We start from the raw sequence: 18,579 nt of genomic DNA on the forward strand, positions 1-18,579 counted from the left end.
GAATAACAGTCTTCTAATTACTAATAAATAATAGGTAGATCACTATTATTTCATTACAAATCATTTTTAAACTTAAAATTCTCAATTATGTTACTCAACATTCTAAAAATTCAAGGTGTACAAAAATTAAATAGAACGGTACAAGAAAATATCAAAGGAGGTGATCATCTAAACACTGGGCGTTCTTTATGTTATAATGACTCTGATTGTATTACAAATCATATTTGTTGTACTGGAGTTTGTTTTAATCCCTTGATCGCATTTGAATTACCTAACTGTTAAGGTAATTCACATAGCTATCAAAAAACACAATTTTTATAGGCTTGTCCTTCTCATTAATCATTATTAAAAAACAATATTACTTATTTTAAAACCTATAAATCATGATCAAAAACATTTTAAAAATCGACAACGTACGAGAACTTAAAAAACAAGAATTACAAAAAATTAAAGGTGGAGATGGAGAAGTCATCTGTAATGGTATATTATGTCCTAGAACACATATTTGTTGCGGAGGAGACTGTATTGATCCTGCGTATGCGATTTTAAGCTGTCCATAATAAAACAAAAAAAGCGCTATTTTATTAAATAGCGCTTTTTATTATATAATCGGTTATATAATCTACTCTCCCATTGCTTCTGCAAGAGCAGCAGACATCTTTTTATAAGTTCCATTTTCTAAAGATTCTCGAATAGCTGAAAAAGCATTCAATGTATCTTCTACATCCTCCAAGGTATGCGAAGCAGTAGGTATCAATCTCAATAAAATCATTCCTTTAGGGATCACTGGATATACCACTATAGAGCAAAAGATTCCATGGTTCTCTCTTAGATCTTTAACTAATGCCATTGCCTCAGGTATACTACCTTTCAAATATACTGGTGTTACGCAACTTTGTGTAGTTCCTAAATCAAAACCTCTGTCTCGCAATCCATTTTGTAAAGCATTTACATTTCTCCATAACTTCGCTTTTAGTTCTGGCATTGTTCTAAGCATATCTAAACGCTTAAGTGCACCAACAACTAATTGCATCTGTAATGATTTTGCGAACATCTGAGATCGTAGATTGTACTTTAAATAATCAATAATTTCCTGATCTGCAGCGATGAATGCTCCTGTACTAGCCATAGATTTCGCAAAAGTTGCAAAATACACATCGATATCGTCTTGCACTCCTTGTTCTTCACCAGTTCCTGCTCCTGTAGCACCTAAAGTTCCAAAACCATGAGCATCATCTACGAATAATCTAAAGTTATATTTCTCTTTTAGAGCAACGATTTCTTTTAATCGTCCTTGCTCTCCACGCATTCCAAAAACACCTTCAGAGATTAATAATATTCCACCTCCTGTTTTCTGAGCCATTCTAGTAGCTCTCATAAGGTTCTTTTCGATACTTTCTATATCGTTATGTCTGTACGTATATCGTTGTCCTTGATGTAATCTAACACCATCAATAATACAAGCGTGAGCGTCTACATCATATACAATAATATCGTCTTTACTAACCAATGCATCTATGGTAGACACCATTCCCTGATATCCAAAATTCAACAAATAAGCAGCCTCTTTATGCACAAATTCTGCAAGTTCATTCTGTAATTGTTCATGAAGATCTGTGTGACCACTCATCATCCTTGCACCCATTGGATATGCTGATCCATAAGCCGCTGCTGCCTCAGCATCAACTTTACGGACTTCCTCCATATTTGCCAGTCCTAAATAGTCATTGATACTCCAGGTAACTACTTCTCTACCCTGAAACTTCATTCTATTTGATATTGGACCTTCTAATTTAGGAAATACAAAATATCCCTCTGCTTGATCCGCCCATTTCCCTAGAGGCCCTTTGTCTTTGTATATTTTATCAAATAAATCTCTCATCTACCGTAAATTTGATTTCTTAAGTGTGCGAAAATACAGAAAATTGACGTGATACCATAATAATATACCAATTCACTACAATATCTATTTTTCACAAAAAAAGCATCTGTAAACTATCAGATGCTCTAGTTTATTTTTTATTAAATTTTATTTCACAAACTGGACTTTGGTAGCATCTTCTTCATGAACGCTATCAAAAAATCCTTGTTCCATCATCCAATCATCGCTAAAAACTTTGCTCATATAACGAGATCCATGATCCGGTAATATGACAACAACATTGCTATTTTCGTCAAACTCACCTTGTTTAGCTAATTGCTTTATACCTTGAATTGCAGCACCGCTAGTATACCCTAAAAACATACCTTCTTTTCTTACTAATTCTCTAGCAGAATGGGCGCTATCCTCATCACTTACCTTTTCGAATTTATCGATAATCTCAAAATCTGTAGCAGTAGGTATTAAGTTTTTTCCCAAACCTTCTATTCGATAAGGATAAATTTCCTCCTCGTCAAACTCTTTAGTTTCGTGGTATTTTTTTAATACGGATCCATAGGCATCAATACCCAAGACTCTTATATCGCTGTTCTGTTCTTTTAAATATCTTGCGGTTCCAGAAATGGTACCTCCTGTTCCACAGCAAGCTACAAAATGAGTTATATTTCCTCCAGTTTGCTTCCATACTTCAGGACCGGTTGAATTATAATGAGCATCAATATTTAGCTCATTAAAATACTGATTGATATAAACCGAACCTTTTATTTCTTCATGCAGTCTTTTGGCAACTTGGTAATACGATCGAGGATCATCTGCGCTGACATGTGCAGGGCAAACATACACCTTTGCTCCCATGTTTTTAAGCATCGCGATTTTATCTTTTGAAGATTTGGAACTAACTGCAAGAATACAATCATATCCTTTAATTACGCTAACCATTGCCAGACTAAAACCAGTATTACCACTAGTAGTTTCTATAATGGTGTCACCTGGTTTAAGTATACCTTTTCTTTCTGCCTGTTCTATAATGTATAATGCTATCCTGTCTTTAGTAGAATGTCCGGGATTAAATGATTCTATTTTCGCATAGAAATTCCCAGGATAGCCTTTCATAACTCTGTTTAATTTTACAAGTGGTGTGTCACCTATAAGCTCTAAAACATTATTATAAGCTTGTATATTTTCTTTCATAAGGGTTGTGTTTTAACAAGTTTATAGAACTTAGTGAGGGGAGTCTATAAACTGTTAGAAAAACATTACGAAGTTACGTTAATTTTTTTAATTAATGATTTATACCTTCTAAATCTAATAAAAAAGCATATTCCTCGGCTACCTCCTTTAAAGCTTCAAATCTTCCTGAGGCTCCGCCATGACCAGCTTCCATATTAGTATGTAATAATAATAAATTTTCATCTGTTTTCAATTCACGTAGTTTAGCAACCCATTTTGCAGGTTCCCAATACTGAACTTGAGAATCGTGTAGACCTGTTGTTACCAACATATTCGGATAACTTTGAGCTACAACATTGTCATATGGAGAATACGATTTCATATATTCATAATACTCCTTTTCGTTAGGGTTTCCCCATTCATCATACTCACCAGTAGTCAACGGAATTGTATCATCTAGCATGGTAGTAACTACATCAACAAAAGGTACTGCTGCCACAACTCCATTATATAACTCAGGAGCCATATTCACGATCGCTCCCATTAACAGCCCTCCTGCAGAACCTCCCATAGCATAGAGATGTTTTGTAGAAGTATACCCTTCATCTATTAAAAACCTAGAACAATCTATAAAATCAGTGAATGTATTCTTCTTTTTAAATAGTTTACCATCTTCATACCACGAACGACCAAGGTACTCTCCTCCTCTAATATGAGCGATTGCATAGATAAATCCTCTATCTAATAAACTTAATCTCACTGTAGAAAAATATGGATCTATCGTAGAGCCATAAGATCCATAAGCATATTGTAACAAAGGATTACTTCCATCTTTTTTAATTCCTTTTTTATATACTAATGAAATCGGAACCTGAGTTCCATCTTTTGCATTTGCCCAAACACGTTCGGAAACATAATTCGCTTTATCAAATTTTCCGCCTAAAACTTCTTGTTCTTTTTTGACATGTTTTTCTTTTGATTCCATATCAAAATCAATTACTGAATTAGGAGTAGTCAAAGAATTGTAAGCGTATCTTAGGATTTTAGTGTCAAAATCAACATTTGTGCTAACATAAGCGGTGTAGGTTTCATTATCAAAAGGAAGATAATAATCTTCTTTACCATCCCATCGTTTAATATTTATCTTATTCAAACCATTATGTCGCTCACTGATCACCAAATAATCCTTGAAAATATCCACATCCTCTAGTAATACATCTTTGCGATGAGGAATAAGATCCTTCCAATACTTTTTTGAAGTATTTTCTTCGGAAACTTGCATCAATTTAAAATTCTTGGCTTCATCTGCATTAGTAAGCACATAAAAGTTACCATCATAATGTGCTATCCCATATTCTAAACCTCTAATACGCTCCTGAAACACCTTAAAATCACCTGTAGGGTCATCTGCCTTGAGAATATGATATTCTGATGTTAAAGTGCTACTGGAACCGATTACCAAATATTGTTTAGATTTGGTTTTGTACACAAAAGTATTAAAGGTGTCGTCAGACTCATGATACACTTCTATATCCTTAGATGAATCTGTATTAAGAATATGCCTATATATTTTATGTGACCTTAAGGTCTCCTCGTCTTTCTTTGTATAGAATAAGGTTTTGCTATCTGCAGCCCAAGTACTTCCACCTGTAGTAGTCTCAATTATTTCAGGATATATTTCTCCTGTTATTAGATTTTTTATTCTAATGGTATATTTCCTTCTACTTAAAGTATCTACCCCAAATGCGATTAAAGTATTATCTGGACTAACATTTAGACCTACCATTTTAAAATAGGAATGTCCTTCAGCTTCTTCATTACAATCAAATAAAATTTCTTCTTTTGCATCGAGACTTCCTTTTTTTCTTGCGTAAATAGGATAATCCTTTCCAGTTTCATAGCGCGTTATATACCAATAACCATTTAGCTTATATGGTACCGAAGAATCATCTTCTTTGATACGACTTTTCATTTCTTCAAAAAGGCTTTTTTGGAAGTCATTAGTATGCCCCATCATCTTTTCATTATACTCATTCTCTTGCTCTAAATACTTAATTACCTCTGGATTTTCCTTATCATTTAACCAAAAATAATTATCAATACGAACATCACCATGTTTTTCTAAATGAGTAGCTTTCTTTTCTGCAACGGGATTCTTAACTTCTATCTGCAATTTCTTGATATTTATTTGAACTATACGAAGATGCAAAAGTAAGAGTTACCATTTATATAACCCTTAGACTTTTAGCATAAATCTCTTAGTTTATTAACAGGTAAAATACTAATTTTGTTCTTAATAAATTCTAAAAAAACAAAATCGATGTTTGGAGATATGATGGGAATGATGGGTAAGCTAAAGGAAACCCAGAAAAAAGTTGAAGAAACTAAAAAAAGATTAGACACTGTTATGGTAGATGAATCTAGTTCTGACAATCTTCTAAAAGTTACCATTACAGCAAATAGAGAAGTTAAAAGCATTTCTATTGCAGATGAGTTGTTAAATGACAAAGAACAATTAGAGGATTATCTAATTCTAACAATGAATAAGGCAATAGCCAAAGCTACATCTGTTAATGAGACAGAATTAGCTGCAGTTGCTAAAGAAGGAATGCCTAATATACCAGGGTTAGATCTTTTTAAATAAATGAGTCTATAGAAATAAAAAAAGGAAGCAAATTGCTTCCTTTTTTTATACTCTTTAACGTAAATTAGTTGTTAATCAATCTAAATTCAGTTCTACGGTTAGCCGCATGCTGACGCTCAGTACAAGAAACACCATCAGAACATCTGTTCTTTAATCTTGTTTCTCCATATCCGTTGGCTACTAATCTACTTCCGTTTATACCTTTAGACAATAAATAAGTTACAACTGCCTGCGCTCTTCTTTCAGAAAGACTTTTGTTACTAGACTTTGATCCTCTGGCATCCGTATGCGATGCAATCTCCATTTTTGCTCCTGGATTGTTTGCTAATACTGGCATTAATCTAGTATCGATTATACTTTTTGCCTGAGAAGTAAGGGTAGCACTACCTAAATTCCAGTTGATTGGTAACGCAGAATATTCTACTAATGAACACTCAACTTCTTTCCAAGTAGTTAAACCTCCTTTTTGAGTAAGCACTTCTTTGCTTACTGATTTAAATGTAGCTGGAACTACTACTTCCTCACTATATGCGTCTTTTACCATTACTGTTTTAGTAATCGTTGCATACTCTGCAGGAATCACTTCTTCGATTACTTTTGCAGGCTCAGCAATTACTCTTTTAGTATAAGTACTTGTTAATTCATCTATTGGAGTACTTCTTGTAGTTGCATCTGAACTTAACGTTTGTACAGCTACCGTAGTAAATTCAGCTGGATACCCTTTATAACACCAGTAACGACAATCATCTGGGTTACTAGATGCACAATCTGGAGCAGGAGAACCAAGCTCCCATTGAGCATATGCTGGCTTAATTTCTAAAGTTTCTGAACCTTTCCCAAATTTTGCAGGAATTACAGATAACTTGGATGCTTTTTGCTTCTTAATAAAAGTTACCGTTTCATTCTTATACTTTGCTGGTACATAAGTAAACTTCTTAGTTTCCTCTTTTACCAAAACTCTCTCAGTTACTGTTTCGAAAGTAGCAGGAAATGTTTTTAATTTTCTGTACTCCGGTGTTAGTTGCACTTGTACTGTTTGATTTTCGTAAATATCAGGAGTGGTACAACGTACATAACATTTTCCAGGTTCTGGATTTGCAGGAAGGTCTTGAGCCTGAGCAGCTACACCTACGAATGCAAGGAAAATAAGTAAAATACGATTTTTCATGTTTGATGATTTTTGTGGTTATTATTATGTTACACTTAAAGGTACAAATTTATCCACATCAAAAAGAAATGTTAAAATTAAGATTCCAAAAAAAGAAGTCATTTTCGACGTATTGTTTTTTTACTCGATAAAATACTCAAAAAGGTACTTTTTGAAGTTTTAATCATTTTTGTTTTTCCTTTTATTTCTATACTTTTATAGAAATCAGTTAACATTTTAAAAAACAACTATAATATGTTTGAACTCAAAAATAAAGAGGGATCTAATTTTCATTTTACGCTTAAAGCCAAAAACGGACAGGTAATTCTGAGTAGCGAAGTGTATAATAGTAAAGCCGCTGCTGTTAATGGAATTGCTTCTGTACAGAAAAATTCATCTGAAGATGGCAGATATGAAAGAAAAACTTCAAAAGACGGTAAGTTTTATTTTAATCTAAAAGCAGGAAATGGTCAAATAATTGGAAGTAGTCAAATGTATACTTCTGAATCAGGAATGGAAAACGGAATAAATTCTGTAAAAGAAAATGCTCCTGGAGCGGACACAAAAGAAATATAAAATTCTTAATTAGAATTAAAAGGCTGTTTGAGATCATCAAACAGCCTTTTTTATTTTAAACTTTCGTCAACACATCGTTTATAAAATATTCATGCATTTGGTGAGTGTAATCTAAATGAGTAACGAACCTAAGCTTTCCTTGTCCCATTCCATAAAAATGAATGTTTTTTTCTGCCATCTGTGCTATAAACTCTTCTTCATTTCTATCTATAGTGAATATAATAATATTGGTATCTATAGGTTCCACGCTTTTTACAAAGGATAATGTTTGCAACACCTCACCTATTTCTGTAGCTTTTTTATGATCCTCTATTAAACGATCCATATGATTATCTAAGGCATAAATCCCAGCTGCAGCCATGTATCCTACCTGCCTCATTCCTCCACCTAATACCTTTCTAACTCTTATAGCGTTTTGCATATATTCTTTTTTCCCCACTAGAACAGAACCCATAGGAGCTCCTAAACCTTTGCTTAAACATACAGATATCGTATCAAACACTTCTCCATACTGTTGAAAACCCTGGTTTTTAGCAATAACAGCATTCCATAATCTTGCTCCATCCAAATGATATCCCAAGTTATGTTCTTTACAAACACTTTTTATCCTTAAAATTTCATCAAAATCGTAACACGCTCCTCCTCCTTTATTAGTAGTATTTTCGATACACACCAAACTCGTTAATGGACTATGATAAAAATCTGGTGGGTTGATAGATGATTCTACTTGATCTGCAGTAATCATTCCTCTATGCCCATCAATTAACTTACAAGACACTCCACTATTAAACGAAACACCTCCACCTTCATAATTATATACATGAGCATATTTATCTGCAATAAGTTGTTCACCAGGTTGTGTATGCAATTTAATTGCCGCTTGATTAGCCATACTACCAGAAGGAAAGAACAAAGCCATATCCATACCGAACATGGTTGCTATTTTTTCTTCTAATAAATTTACCGTTGGGTCCTCTTTATATACATCATCTCCTACTTTGGCATTCATTATCGCTTCAAGCATTTGAGAAGTTGGTTTAGTGACAGTATCACTTCTTAGATCAATAATCATATTTTAGAATAAGTAATTAGTTCTTAGGATTTTTAGAGAATATGCGAATGAAATTAAAAATTACATTGAAAGCTTCCTATAGGAGAACCATCAGGAATCTTAGGTGATGACATTGGTTTAAAATCTTTAGGATTAGCTATAAAATTCTCTATCTGTTTCACAAAGTAGGCATTATAAACTTTATTTAATACGTTAGTATTTTGAGATTTTAATAGAGAGCTTATTTTTTGCAACGAATTATAAGCGATAGCCTGTACTTGAGGATATGCGTTTTTATCATTACTTAACTTCATTAAATGCTTTAACGTATTATTTTTTACAACGTTTTGTATTTCATTATAATAATCACTTTTTGATTCTGAATTAAACACTTGTTGTATCAATCTATCGATCACCTCAGATGCCCCTAACGCATTTTTATTTAAACTTCTCTGCTGCACCAATCTAGACACCCTTTCACTATTTAACAACAAAGATAAGCTCATATCACTTGCTGTAGATGCAGCGCTTAAGGCATCAAACCCTACTCCTGTTTTACTTTTAAAAGACTCTCTAGTGCGATTATAACCAAAAGCACGAGGTGGAAATAACCCTAGTTTACTTTCTGGAATTGCTAAAACTTCAGGAGATATGGTATTCAAAATCTGATCTAACGCTTTCTTTTGTTCTTTTACCGGAATTACTTCTACAATCGTTTGTCCATCACCTTTTGTTGCATAATTATAATTAAGACCTCCTATTAATTTTACAGCAGCCTCCGTCTGATATCTATGAAAAAAATATAATGGAACAAACACATCTTCTAAAACAGAATAAGGCTCCCCAGTTCTAATATTATCAGCAGAAAAATTTTTAATCGCATGATTTCTTACTTCTAAAACACTTTTTAATTCTTCAGAAGCATTACTCCCATTATCCCATAAATGAGCTAAGCCGTGAGCTCCTCCTTGCGGTCTTGCATCACTATCAGATATAAAACGTAAACCCGAAGCATAAGCCTCATCTAAAATCTTATTTAATTCCTTTTTCTCGTCAGCTTTACTATTAAACTCAGCATAGCTATAAGCTACAGTTACTTTATCCCAAACTCCTATCTTAGTATCGTAAGCGTCAGAAAAATCAATTTGATTATCTTTTAATCTAATGGTAGGATGCGGATAATCCATAACAGATGCTCTATCACTAGTACTGGCTGCAAAATTATGAGCAAAACCTATAGTATGCCCCACTTCGTGGGCAGATAGCTGTCTTATTCTTGCTAAAGCCATTTCTAACATAAGTTTGTAATTATCATCATTATTAGCAAAAGGTTTATTAGATAATGCTTGCGCTATTAAGAAATCCTGACGAATTCTTAAACTTCCCAAGCTTACATGCCCTTTTAAAATTTCTCCTGTTCTTGGGTCTACCACACTTGCTCCATAACTCCAACCACGTGTAGAACGATGCACCCATTGAATTACGTTATATCGTAAATCCATGGGATCCGCATCAGATGGGAGCATTTTTACCTGAAAAGCATTTTTAAAACCAATCGCTTCATACGCCTGATTCCACCATCTAGCGCCATCTAATAATGCAGACCTTACAGGTTCTGGCGTCCCAGGATCCAAATAATAAATGATAGGCTCTTTAGCTTCACTCATCTTTAGTTCTGGATTTTTCTTTTCTAATCGATGTCTTTTAATATATCTCTTAACGATAGGTTCTTGTATCGGAGTGGCATAATCCAAATATGATATAGAAAGTGCTCCACTTCTAGGATCAAATTCACGTTTTCTATAATTATCATCTGGTAACTGCACAAAAGAGTGGTGTTGAGTAACCGTAAGAAATTTAGCATCGGGAGCAACTGACCAAATATTACCTCTTTTGGGAGTTCCTTTATAGGTCAAAAGTGCTTCAAACTCTACATTTTTTGGAAATGCCTTAGTTCTTTCCAAACTTAATGCGCTTTTGCTCTTGTCTATACTATAATTACCTTCATTTTGATTTTTTAGTCTATCAATAACTCCATGTGTGTCTTGCATCAAAAAAGGAGTAAAATTAATTACATAAGAACCATTTTTATTTTCCTCTATTTTAAAACCAAACAAGACTGATTTCGCAAAGGCCTGTTCAACACTTTTCTTTTCTAATTTATTATTTGTTATTGCTCTATATCTTTGATTCGGTTGAACCAAGAGTAGTTTATTTCCAGCTTTAACAAATTTTACAATAACACCATTGCCTATTTGCCCTCTATCCAATCCAATATCATTAGAACCAAGACCCGAAGCTAACGAGTGAACATATAAAAACTCTTCATCCAATTTATCTACTTCTAAATAAATGGCATCTTTATCTTCGCTATAATGAAAATCGAAGAAACCTTTATATGATTTTAATTCTTTATGTGAATCTAAAAATTGAGCTGAAAGTGATTGAGCAACTATTAAAAAGAAGCAAGAAAAATATAGTCTCATTTAAAAATGATTAATGTGAATTACAAAAGAATTAAAACTATAAAATAATAGCAAAATTATTTCCTACTGAATTGTTAAATCCTATTTTTGTCAAAAAACAATCAAAATATGATCAATACTGAGACTTTACAAGATCTTAGAGAGCGCCTGGTTGCGTTAAGGAGGTATCTTTGACATTGATGCCAAACTAATCCAAATCGCTAACGAAGAAGAAAAAACGTATGCTCCAAATTTTTGGGACGATGCCCAAGAAGCGGAAAAAATAATGCGGGCTTTAAACTCTGAAAAAAAATGGGTTTCTGAGTATGAAAAAGGTGTAAGCCTTATTGATGATCTCGAAATCCTATTTGAGTTTTATAAAGAAGGGGATGCTACAGAAGAAGAAGTAAACAACAATCATCAAAAAGCACTTGATTTAATCGAAAATCTTGAGTTTAAGAATATGCTTAGTGATGAAGGTGATAGCATGAGCGCTGTTCTTCAGATTACAGCAGGTGCTGGTGGAACCGAAAGTTGTGACTGGGCAAGTATGCTAATGCGTATGTACCTAATGTGGGCAGAGAAACAAGGCTTTAAGGTAAAAGAGCTGAACTATCAGGAAGGTGATGTTGCAGGTATTAAAACAGTGACTTTAGAAATCGAAGGGGAATATGCTTTTGGTTGGTTAAAAGGAGAAAATGGTGTTCATCGTTTAGTGCGTATTTCTCCATTTGACAGCAATGCAAAAAGACATACTTCATTTGCTTCAATATATGTTTACCCTTTGGCGGACGACAGTATTGAAATAGATATTAATTCTTCGGACTATGAAATCATTACATCTAGGTCCAGTGGAGCTGGTGGACAAAATGTAAATAAAGTAGAAACTAAAGTTCAGCTTACGCATTTCCCTACGGGAATTCAAATATCTTGTTCCGATTCCAGATCCCAACATGATAATAGAGAAAAAGCATTACAAATGCTAAAATCTCAACTTTTTGAATTGGAACTTAAGAAAAGACAAGCTCAACGAGACGAGATTGAAGCTTCTAAGATGAAAATCGAATGGGGATCCCAAATACGTAATTATGTAATGCATCCTTACAAATTAGTAAAAGACGTAAGAACAGCTGAAGAAACTGGTAATGTAGATGCAGTCATGGATGGAAATATTGACGCTTTTCTGAAAGCATACCTTATGATGATGGGACAAAAAAATGAAGACTAAAAAATAATTATGACAACAATATATCACAATCCAAGGTGCAGTAAATCAAGACAGTGCTTAGCAATTCTTGAAGATAAAAAAGAAGATTTAGAAATTATAAAATACCTGGATACTCCTCTAACTGAAAATAAGCTTAAGGATATCATTAACTTATTAGATATAAAACCAATAGAACTAGTAAGAACTAATGAAGCTATATGGAAGCAAGAATTTAAGGGAAAAGAGATCAAAGATGACGAACTAATACGAATTATGGTAAGTCATCCTAAATTAATTGAAAGGCCTATTGTTATTAAAAATAATAAAGCTATTATTGGAAGACCACCTGAAAAAGTGTTGGATATTCTACAATAAAAAAACCTCGGAAATTATTTCCGAGGTTTTTTTATTTACCATACTATAATTTTCTATTGTGGAATTCCATTAGTTGAAGTCATAGATCCGTTAAAAGTTTCTCCTGCTACTCTAATACTAAAGCTTGTACCACTTCCTGTAGAACCAGAATTTGGTTCATGAGAACCAGTAAAGTTAACTACACCATCTGCTGGCATAGTAAAAGTAAAGCCACTTGTATCATTTTCACCATCTCCATCTACATCTATACATACGATCCCTCCAGGTGCCACACTCCAACAAGTAATCGCTATTCCTAAATTAGCACCACCTGAACTTGTTGCTCTAATCTCAGCTCGTCCGCTTCCATCACCTCCAGAGTTCATAGATAATTCTACTGTAGATCCTGCAGGAGCAGTAAGCACACCCGTAGCTCGATTAAAGTTAATGTTAGATTCTACAATTACAGTACGTGTAACTTCTGTAGCACTATTACCCGCAGCATCTTGGACGTTATATCGTATGGTATATGATCCAGGTAAATTAACATTTACATTACCAGTTGTCTGAATAGATGCTGTAATATTACCATCTACATTATCCGATGCAGTTGCTCCAGGATCTGTAAAACTTCCTCCTTGTTGTACAGTTATCGTTGAAGCTCCAACTAGGGTAATTACTGGAGCTACATTATCTATAACTCTTACTGTTCTAGTAATCGTTGCTGTATTATTCGATGAATCTGTAACGCTGTACGTTAATACATAATCTCCTGGTGTATTCACATCTACACTTCCTGATACCGTTATGTTCGCTGTTATATTACCATCAACATTATCGTTAGCATTAGCACCAGGATCGGTAAAAGTATTCCCTACATTTACAATAAAAGGATTAGCTCCTTCTAAAGTAATAACAGGACTAGTATTATCAATAACGTTTACTGTTCTTGTCACTTCTACATTATTTCCAGACGAGTCGGTAACGCTATAAACGAGTGTATAAGAACCAAGTATAGTTACATCTACTTCTCCACTTACTTGTATCTGATCAGTTAAATCTCCATCTAAATCATCTGTAGCTGTAGCTCCAGGATCGAGAAAAGTAGCACCAAAACTAACCTCTAAAGGATTACTTCCTACTAGAGTAATCACTGGTGGATTATCACTAATTACATTTACTGTTCTAGTTGCTGATACTTGATTACCTGCAGTATCGCTAACAGTATAAGTTAGTTCATATGCTCCAGTTACGTTCGTATTAACCATTCCTGTTACCTGAATTTGTGAAGAAATATCACCATCTACATTATCCGTAGCAGTTGCCCCAGGATCATTAAAAGTTTCTCCTTGTAAAGCAGTCAACGGATTATCTCCTAATAGTGTAATAACAGGATCAATATTATCTATAACATTTACAATACGATCAACAGTAGAGGTATTCCCAGAAGAATCTTGAACGCTATACACTAAAGTATATGTTCCTGGAACATTTACATCCACTGAACCTGCAACTGTAATATTAGCTGTAAGATCACCATCAATATCATCAGATGCTGTTGCACCAGGATCTACAAATGCTTCTCCGATATTAATAGTAATTTCAGCAGCTCCAACTAATTCTATTGTAGGAGGTGTACCATCAGGATCTCTATAGGTTAACGTTAAAGAAGCTTCTCTTGATACGGTAACGGTATTTGAATTATCTACCTGAAAATCCAAAATGTGCTCCCCTTCTAAAGTACCTACATAAGTACCTATACTTTCTCCAACCTGAATCGAAATATTATCACCAGGTTCGAACGTTTCTCCATTATAAACCAGATTCCCTGTATTAGAAGAACTATAGTTCATAACATAGCTTGATGTTCCTGCGGTTTCTGTAATATTAAAATTAATTGCTGCACCGGAATTGGTTGTAAAGATAGGATTCGTACTATCTACTAAAGTTGCTGTAAACGTAAAATCCGGAGTTTCACCAACCACGATATTCAACAATTGAGATTTAGAAACCCCTAAACTACTAGTAACCGTAAATTCAACATCCACTGTTCCTAAAGCTACTCCTGTAAATTGCCATCTAGAATCTCCAACTGAAATCGCTCTTGACGTGTCCGGCTCCAAATCATTATCATCTACGCTAATAGTACCTGCACCCTCTGTAGTTATATCACTAGGTGAAATAAAAGTATATGCAATTTCATAAGTAGCACTACTAATTTCTGCAATGGATAAATCTAAATCAATTTCACCACTCACATAAGTTGTTTCGGAACTTGCTGCTACATCAAACGTAAAATCGGTATCATTCACGTTATAAGTCAACACAAACTCTTCTTCTCTTTCCTGTGCATCTCTTAATGTTACTGCAACTTTATTTACACCAACTAAGGTTCCAACATATTCTATGGTAAATTCAGGTCCAGCAGGTAAATCAACAAATTCATTTTCAGAAATTTCAGTTTCATTTAAAAAATAAGAACCTGAACCTTCTGTTACGTCGTACTTTATCTGATAATCTCCTGCCGCTATATTATCGATACCGACAATAGTAAATGTCGTTTCTTCTTCTGTATTAACAAAAGCGTCAAAAGTTGTTTCGTTGAACTCTACTTTAAAAAAAACTAGTAAATCTTCCGTAATCTCCTTGTTACAAGCAAAAAGCACAAAAATAAATACTAATGCAGTTATTGTGTATTGAAAAGTTTTTTTCATTGATTTCTTTTAAGTTTTTAAGATTTCGATATCAAAATATGAAAAGGGGTTATTTTAATATCAGTTTTACTCCAATACCAAAATAAGGAGTCAATTCACCAATTTCACTATTGAAATGATATATTTCTTGTGCTTTTATATTAATGGCTATTGTAGGTATTAAAAAGATATCTGCATCTAAACCTGCATAAGCTCCAAAAACAATTTGACTTGGTTCAATATTTAATGTTTGACCATTTTCGAGCGTTTCATCTCCGCTATTGATAACCTCGCTCCCTACTGTACCACCAGCTCCTAAGGAAAGCGCAAATGTTCTTTTATTATTTCGCAAAACATCAAAAAAGAAACCTGCATTAAAAGAATAAAGATTTACAGGCACTTTTATATCATTGACCTCTAATTTTGTAAAATTCCCTTGAAGACCAAACTGCAAATAATCGAATTCATTTACTTTATAATCTAAGGTTGCTAAACCACCAAAACCACCATCTACATAACCTCCGGTTATTGATAGTGCTGTTTTATGACTCTGCCCATACATGGAAATTGAAGAGCTAATAATCAATACTAATATGAGAAGTGACTTATTCGTAAGAAGTTTTTTCATAAACCCTATTTTATCTATTTGTGAGATTTTTTTAAGCTTTTTTCCGCAAAATTATGTGCAAAACTAAAAAACGCTAACGGATTTTACACTATTATTATTGTAACTAAATTCTTTCAAATCCTAATAAAATTTACAATTATTACATTTTTGTTAATTCTATTTAACAGTTAGCAATAATTAAACTATTGGTTTTAAATGCCTTATATTATTTAACAGTGCTTTAACCGATATCCTACTACTCTAAGTATATTTTTGGTCACCCAACATAAAAATATGAAACAAATTATTTCGCTAGTACTAGTTTTTATTACACTAGCATCTTTTGGACAACAAAAGACAATAAAGGTTACAGGAAGAGTAATTGACAAAGAGACAAATGATCCTTTAGAGTATGCAACTATTTCTTTTATAAATCCTAAAGAAAATAAAATCGTTACTGGTGGAATTACCGAAACCAATGGAAACTTTAATATCGAAGTTCCCGCATCGATATATAATATTTCTATTGAATATATATCATTCAAAACCGTAACACTAACAAAACGAAAACTTTTCACAAATACTAACTTAGGTACTATATCCCTAGGATTGGATACAGAATCTTTAGATGACGTTGTTGTTATTGCAGAGAAAACAACCGTAGAAATAAAACTTGACAAAAAAATCTATAACGTAGGAAAAGACCTTACTGTTAGTGGTGGTACCGTAAGTGATGTTTTGGATAATGTCCCTTCTGTTTCTGTTGATGTTGAAGGAAATGTTGCACTACGTGGAAATGACAATGTAAGAATACTAATAAATGGAAAACCTTCTGGATTAGTTGGACTTAATAGTACGGATGCATTACGTCAGTTACCAGCGGAATCGATTGAAAGAGTTGAAGTAATCACCTCTCCATCCGCCCGATATGATGCCGAAGGAACTGCCGGAATATTAAATATCATTTTAAGAAGAAGTAAATTACAAGGATTAAACGGAGCTATTACGGTTAATACTGGATTTCCATTACAAGCTGGAGTATCTGGAAATATCAATTATCGTACAGGAGACCTAAACTTTTTCACTACTTCAGGATATAATTATCGCGAAGTTCCTGGTAATTCTCTATCGGAGACACGGTTTTTCAATATTGATCGAGACATGAACATAGATGAACCCGATACTTTTCTTAATGAAGAAAGAGATTTTGACAGAATTAGAAAAGGAATAAATACAAATGTAGGAGTAGAATGGTATATTAATGATTCATCTTCTCTTACAACCTCTTTTCTTTACCGATCAAGTGATAATGAAAGTAATACTACCAATTTAATAACAGAACCAGACGAAAATGGTAACATTTTAAGTAGTAATCTTCGTTTTGACCCAGAAGTTGAAGATGACGAAACAAAACAGTACTCCATTAACTACAATAAAGATTTTAATGATAGTGGTCATAAGCTTACTTTCGATTTTCAGATAGAGAATAGTGAAGAAATAGAAGATTCAAGAATTACTCAAGAAAATATTTCTACTGTCGAACTTGTAAATACTTTAGAGAAGCAAGATCGTATTTTGATACAATCTGATTATGTACTTCCTATTGGAGAAAAAACACAATTTGAACTCGGTTATAGAGGAAACTTTAATGAATTAGATACCAATTTCTTAGTAGAATTTGATGACAATGGAAACATAACTACAGACACTGATTTATCAAACAATCTTTTATTTAAAGAACAAGTAAATGCAGCTTATACTCAGTTAGGAAGTAAGACCGGAAAATTATCATATCTTTTAGGATTACGAGTAGAAGGCACAAGAATAACAATAGACCAAAAAACAAGTAATGATTTTAACAAAAAGATTTATACAGATATATTTCCTACGATCAATCTAGGATATCAATTAACGGATAAGCAAAGTTTAACACTTGGCTATAATAGAAGGATAAGAAGACCTCGTTCTAGATTTATCAATCCTTTTCCATCTAGATCTAGCGCCACAAACATATTTCAAGGAAATTCAGATTTAAACCCAAGTTACTCTAATGTTTTTGATCTCGGATATCTCAATAGACTTGGAAAACTTACTTTAAATTCTTCTATATATTATAATCGATCTACCCAAATATTTACATTTATTGCAGAAGATACTGGAGATACAGCAATTATAGGAGATGGTACCGAAGTATCAGTGATTAGACGAAGACCCATTAATTTATCGAGCTCTGATCGTTATGGTTTTGAATTTACGCTAACCTATAGCCCAAATAGAAAATGGAGAATCAACGGTAATTTCAATGCGTTTCAAAACAGTATAAGAGGAGATTTTGATGGTCAAAATTTTGATGCAGATAACTTTAGTTGGTTCGCAAGATTAAACAATAAAATTACGTTACCTGCCAAAATAGATTGGCAAACTACAGCTTTCTATGCAGGTCCTAATGAAAATGCACAAACAAAAAGTGAAGGTTTATTAAGTGTGAACTTAGCTTTTAGTAAAGATTTGTTTAAAGAAAAAGCTTCTTTAACCTTTAATGTAAGTGATCTTTTTAACAGTAGAAAACGAAGAAGTGTTTCAACAACCGAAACCTTTGTTACGGATAGTGAATTTCAATGGAGAGAACGTAGCTTTACGTTATCATTCACCTACAGGTTTAATCAGAAAAAGAAAAGACAACGTTCAAGAAATAATTTTGGTGGTGGTGATGAAGAATTCGAAGGTTAAAAATAACATCCTATTTAACAACTAGATATGGACACTAAGTAAAAAAGGAAGATCGA

At 33.5% G+C, this 18,579-nt stretch carries 15 protein-coding genes; 7 read left to right on the forward strand and 8 right to left on the reverse strand.

Translation table 11 applies throughout. The features are described from left to right. Nucleotides 1–87: 87 nt before the first annotated feature. Nucleotides 88–282 carry a hypothetical protein gene (locus Q1A73_RS04655; RefSeq protein WP_299602226.1) on the forward strand — a complete coding sequence of 65 codons (195 nt, stop codon included), beginning with the start codon at nt 88–90 and terminating at the stop codon, nt 280–282. Nucleotides 283–383: 101 nt separating this feature from the next. Beyond that, nucleotides 384–560 carry a hypothetical protein gene (locus Q1A73_RS04660; protein ID WP_299602228.1) on the forward strand — a complete coding sequence of 59 codons (177 nt, stop codon included), beginning with the start codon at nt 384–386 and terminating at the stop codon, nt 558–560. Nucleotides 561–622: 62 nt separating this feature from the next. On the opposite strand, the gene Q1A73_RS04665 is transcribed toward Q1A73_RS04660, so the two are convergent. From Q1A73_RS04665 to Q1A73_RS04675, 3 genes are all read right to left on the reverse strand, one after another. After that, a complete protein-coding gene (locus Q1A73_RS04665) occupies nt 623–1,882 on the reverse strand; it encodes an aminotransferase class I/II-fold pyridoxal phosphate-dependent enzyme (RefSeq protein WP_299602230.1) in 1,260 nt (419 codons plus the stop codon). 147 nt (nt 1,883–2,029) lie between these two features. Next, nucleotides 2,030–3,070, reverse strand: coding sequence for a cysteine synthase family protein (locus Q1A73_RS04670; protein ID WP_299602232.1), 1,041 nt, complete (start codon nt 3,068–3,070; stop codon nt 2,030–2,032). Between the two features lie 91 nt (nt 3,071–3,161). Beyond that, nucleotides 3,162–5,222, reverse strand: coding sequence for a S9 family peptidase (locus Q1A73_RS04675; RefSeq protein WP_299602234.1), 2,061 nt, complete (start codon nt 5,220–5,222; stop codon nt 3,162–3,164). A gap of 147 nt (nt 5,223–5,369) precedes the next feature. Here Q1A73_RS04675 and Q1A73_RS04680 point away from each other — a divergent pair, with 147 nt between their 5' ends. Next, nucleotides 5,370–5,693 carry a YbaB/EbfC family nucleoid-associated protein gene (locus Q1A73_RS04680; protein ID WP_299602236.1) on the forward strand — a complete coding sequence of 108 codons (324 nt, stop codon included), beginning with the start codon at nt 5,370–5,372 and terminating at the stop codon, nt 5,691–5,693. A 64-nt stretch (nt 5,694–5,757) separates the two neighbouring features. Here Q1A73_RS04680 and Q1A73_RS04685 read toward each other — a convergent pair whose 3' ends face one another. Further along, nucleotides 5,758–6,861 carry an OmpA family protein gene (locus Q1A73_RS04685; RefSeq protein ID WP_299602238.1) on the reverse strand — a complete coding sequence of 368 codons (1,104 nt, stop codon included), beginning with the start codon at nt 6,859–6,861 and terminating at the stop codon, nt 5,758–5,760. A 234-nt stretch (nt 6,862–7,095) separates the two neighbouring features. On the opposite strand from Q1A73_RS04685, the gene Q1A73_RS04690 reads away from it, so the two are divergent. Next, nucleotides 7,096–7,416, forward strand: coding sequence for a YegP family protein (locus tag Q1A73_RS04690; protein ID WP_299602241.1), 321 nt, complete (start codon nt 7,096–7,098; stop codon nt 7,414–7,416). 55 nt (nt 7,417–7,471) lie between these two features. On the opposite strand, the gene Q1A73_RS04695 is transcribed toward Q1A73_RS04690, so the two are convergent. Both Q1A73_RS04695 and Q1A73_RS04700 read right to left on the reverse strand, forming a co-directional pair. Further along, a complete protein-coding gene (locus tag Q1A73_RS04695; RefSeq protein ID WP_299602244.1) occupies nt 7,472–8,488 on the reverse strand; it encodes a GntG family PLP-dependent aldolase in 1,017 nt (338 codons plus the stop codon). Between the two features lie 53 nt (nt 8,489–8,541). Next, complete coding sequence (locus tag Q1A73_RS04700; protein WP_299602247.1) at nt 8,542–10,953, reverse strand: zinc-dependent metalloprotease; 2,412 nt, start codon at nt 10,951–10,953, stop codon at nt 8,542–8,544. A 108-nt stretch (nt 10,954–11,061) separates the two neighbouring features. On the opposite strand from Q1A73_RS04700, the gene prfB reads away from it, so the two are divergent. After that, a protein-coding gene (gene prfB, locus Q1A73_RS04705; protein ID WP_299602248.1) for a peptide chain release factor 2 occupies nt 11,062–12,160 on the forward strand; the annotation gives its coding sequence in 2 pieces (ribosomal slippage) (nt 11,062–11,124 and nt 11,126–12,160; 1,098 coding nt in all). A gap of 9 nt (nt 12,161–12,169) precedes the next feature. After that, on the forward strand, nt 12,170–12,514 hold the full coding sequence (arsC, locus tag Q1A73_RS04710) for an arsenate reductase (glutaredoxin) (RefSeq protein WP_299602250.1): 345 nt from the start codon (nt 12,170–12,172) through the stop codon (nt 12,512–12,514). A 53-nt stretch (nt 12,515–12,567) separates the two neighbouring features. Here the strand turns inward: arsC and Q1A73_RS04715 are convergent, their stop codons facing one another. Then, nucleotides 12,568–15,207 (reverse strand): DUF5011 domain-containing protein, encoded by a 2,640-nt coding sequence (locus Q1A73_RS04715; protein ID WP_299602252.1) that lies wholly within the window; start codon nt 15,205–15,207, stop codon nt 12,568–12,570. A gap of 49 nt (nt 15,208–15,256) precedes the next feature. Then, complete coding sequence (locus tag Q1A73_RS04720; protein ID WP_299602254.1) at nt 15,257–15,814, reverse strand: conjugal transfer protein TraO; 558 nt, start codon at nt 15,812–15,814, stop codon at nt 15,257–15,259. Nucleotides 15,815–16,087: 273 nt separating this feature from the next. Between Q1A73_RS04720 and Q1A73_RS04725 the strand changes: the two genes are divergently transcribed. Continuing rightward, the gene (locus Q1A73_RS04725) at nt 16,088–18,523 is read left to right on the forward strand and encodes a TonB-dependent receptor (RefSeq protein WP_299602256.1); all 2,436 of its coding nucleotides are present in this window, start codon (nt 16,088–16,090) and stop codon (nt 18,521–18,523) included. The last annotated feature ends 56 nt before the right edge of the window (nt 18,524–18,579 follow it).

The organism is uncultured Aquimarina sp., assembly GCF_947492115.1.
Lineage (GTDB): Bacteria > Bacteroidota > Bacteroidia > Flavobacteriales > Flavobacteriaceae > Aquimarina.

What these genes read in the sequence shown, in the direction of transcription:
- Q1A73_RS04655 (WP_299602226.1), top strand. Translation starts at nt 88, where the DNA reads ATGTTACTCAACATTCTAAAAATTCAAGGTGTACAAAAATTAAATAGA.
- Q1A73_RS04660 (WP_299602228.1), top strand. Translation starts at nt 384, where the DNA reads ATGATCAAAAACATTTTAAAAATCGACAACGTACGAGAACTTAAAAAA.
- Q1A73_RS04665 (WP_299602230.1), bottom strand. Translation starts at nt 1,882, where the DNA reads ATGAGAGATTTATTTGATAAAATATACAAAGACAAAGGGCCTCTAGGG.
- Q1A73_RS04670 (WP_299602232.1), bottom strand. Translation starts at nt 3,070, where the DNA reads ATGAAAGAAAATATACAAGCTTATAATAATGTTTTAGAGCTTATAGGT.
- Q1A73_RS04680 (WP_299602236.1), top strand. Translation starts at nt 5,370, where the DNA reads ATGTTTGGAGATATGATGGGAATGATGGGTAAGCTAAAGGAAACCCAG.
- Q1A73_RS04685 (WP_299602238.1), bottom strand. Translation starts at nt 6,861, where the DNA reads ATGAAAAATCGTATTTTACTTATTTTCCTTGCATTCGTAGGTGTAGCT.
- Q1A73_RS04690 (WP_299602241.1), top strand. Translation starts at nt 7,096, where the DNA reads ATGTTTGAACTCAAAAATAAAGAGGGATCTAATTTTCATTTTACGCTT.
- Q1A73_RS04695 (WP_299602244.1), bottom strand. Translation starts at nt 8,488, where the DNA reads ATGATTATTGATCTAAGAAGTGATACTGTCACTAAACCAACTTCTCAA.
- Q1A73_RS04700 (WP_299602247.1), bottom strand. Translation starts at nt 10,953, where the DNA reads ATGAGACTATATTTTTCTTGCTTCTTTTTAATAGTTGCTCAATCACTT.
- arsC (WP_299602250.1), top strand. Translation starts at nt 12,170, where the DNA reads ATGACAACAATATATCACAATCCAAGGTGCAGTAAATCAAGACAGTGC.
- Q1A73_RS04715 (WP_299602252.1), bottom strand. Translation starts at nt 15,207, where the DNA reads ATGAAAAAAACTTTTCAATACACAATAACTGCATTAGTATTTATTTTT.
- Q1A73_RS04720 (WP_299602254.1), bottom strand. Translation starts at nt 15,814, where the DNA reads ATGAAAAAACTTCTTACGAATAAGTCACTTCTCATATTAGTATTGATT.
- Q1A73_RS04725 (WP_299602256.1), top strand. Translation starts at nt 16,088, where the DNA reads ATGAAACAAATTATTTCGCTAGTACTAGTTTTTATTACACTAGCATCT.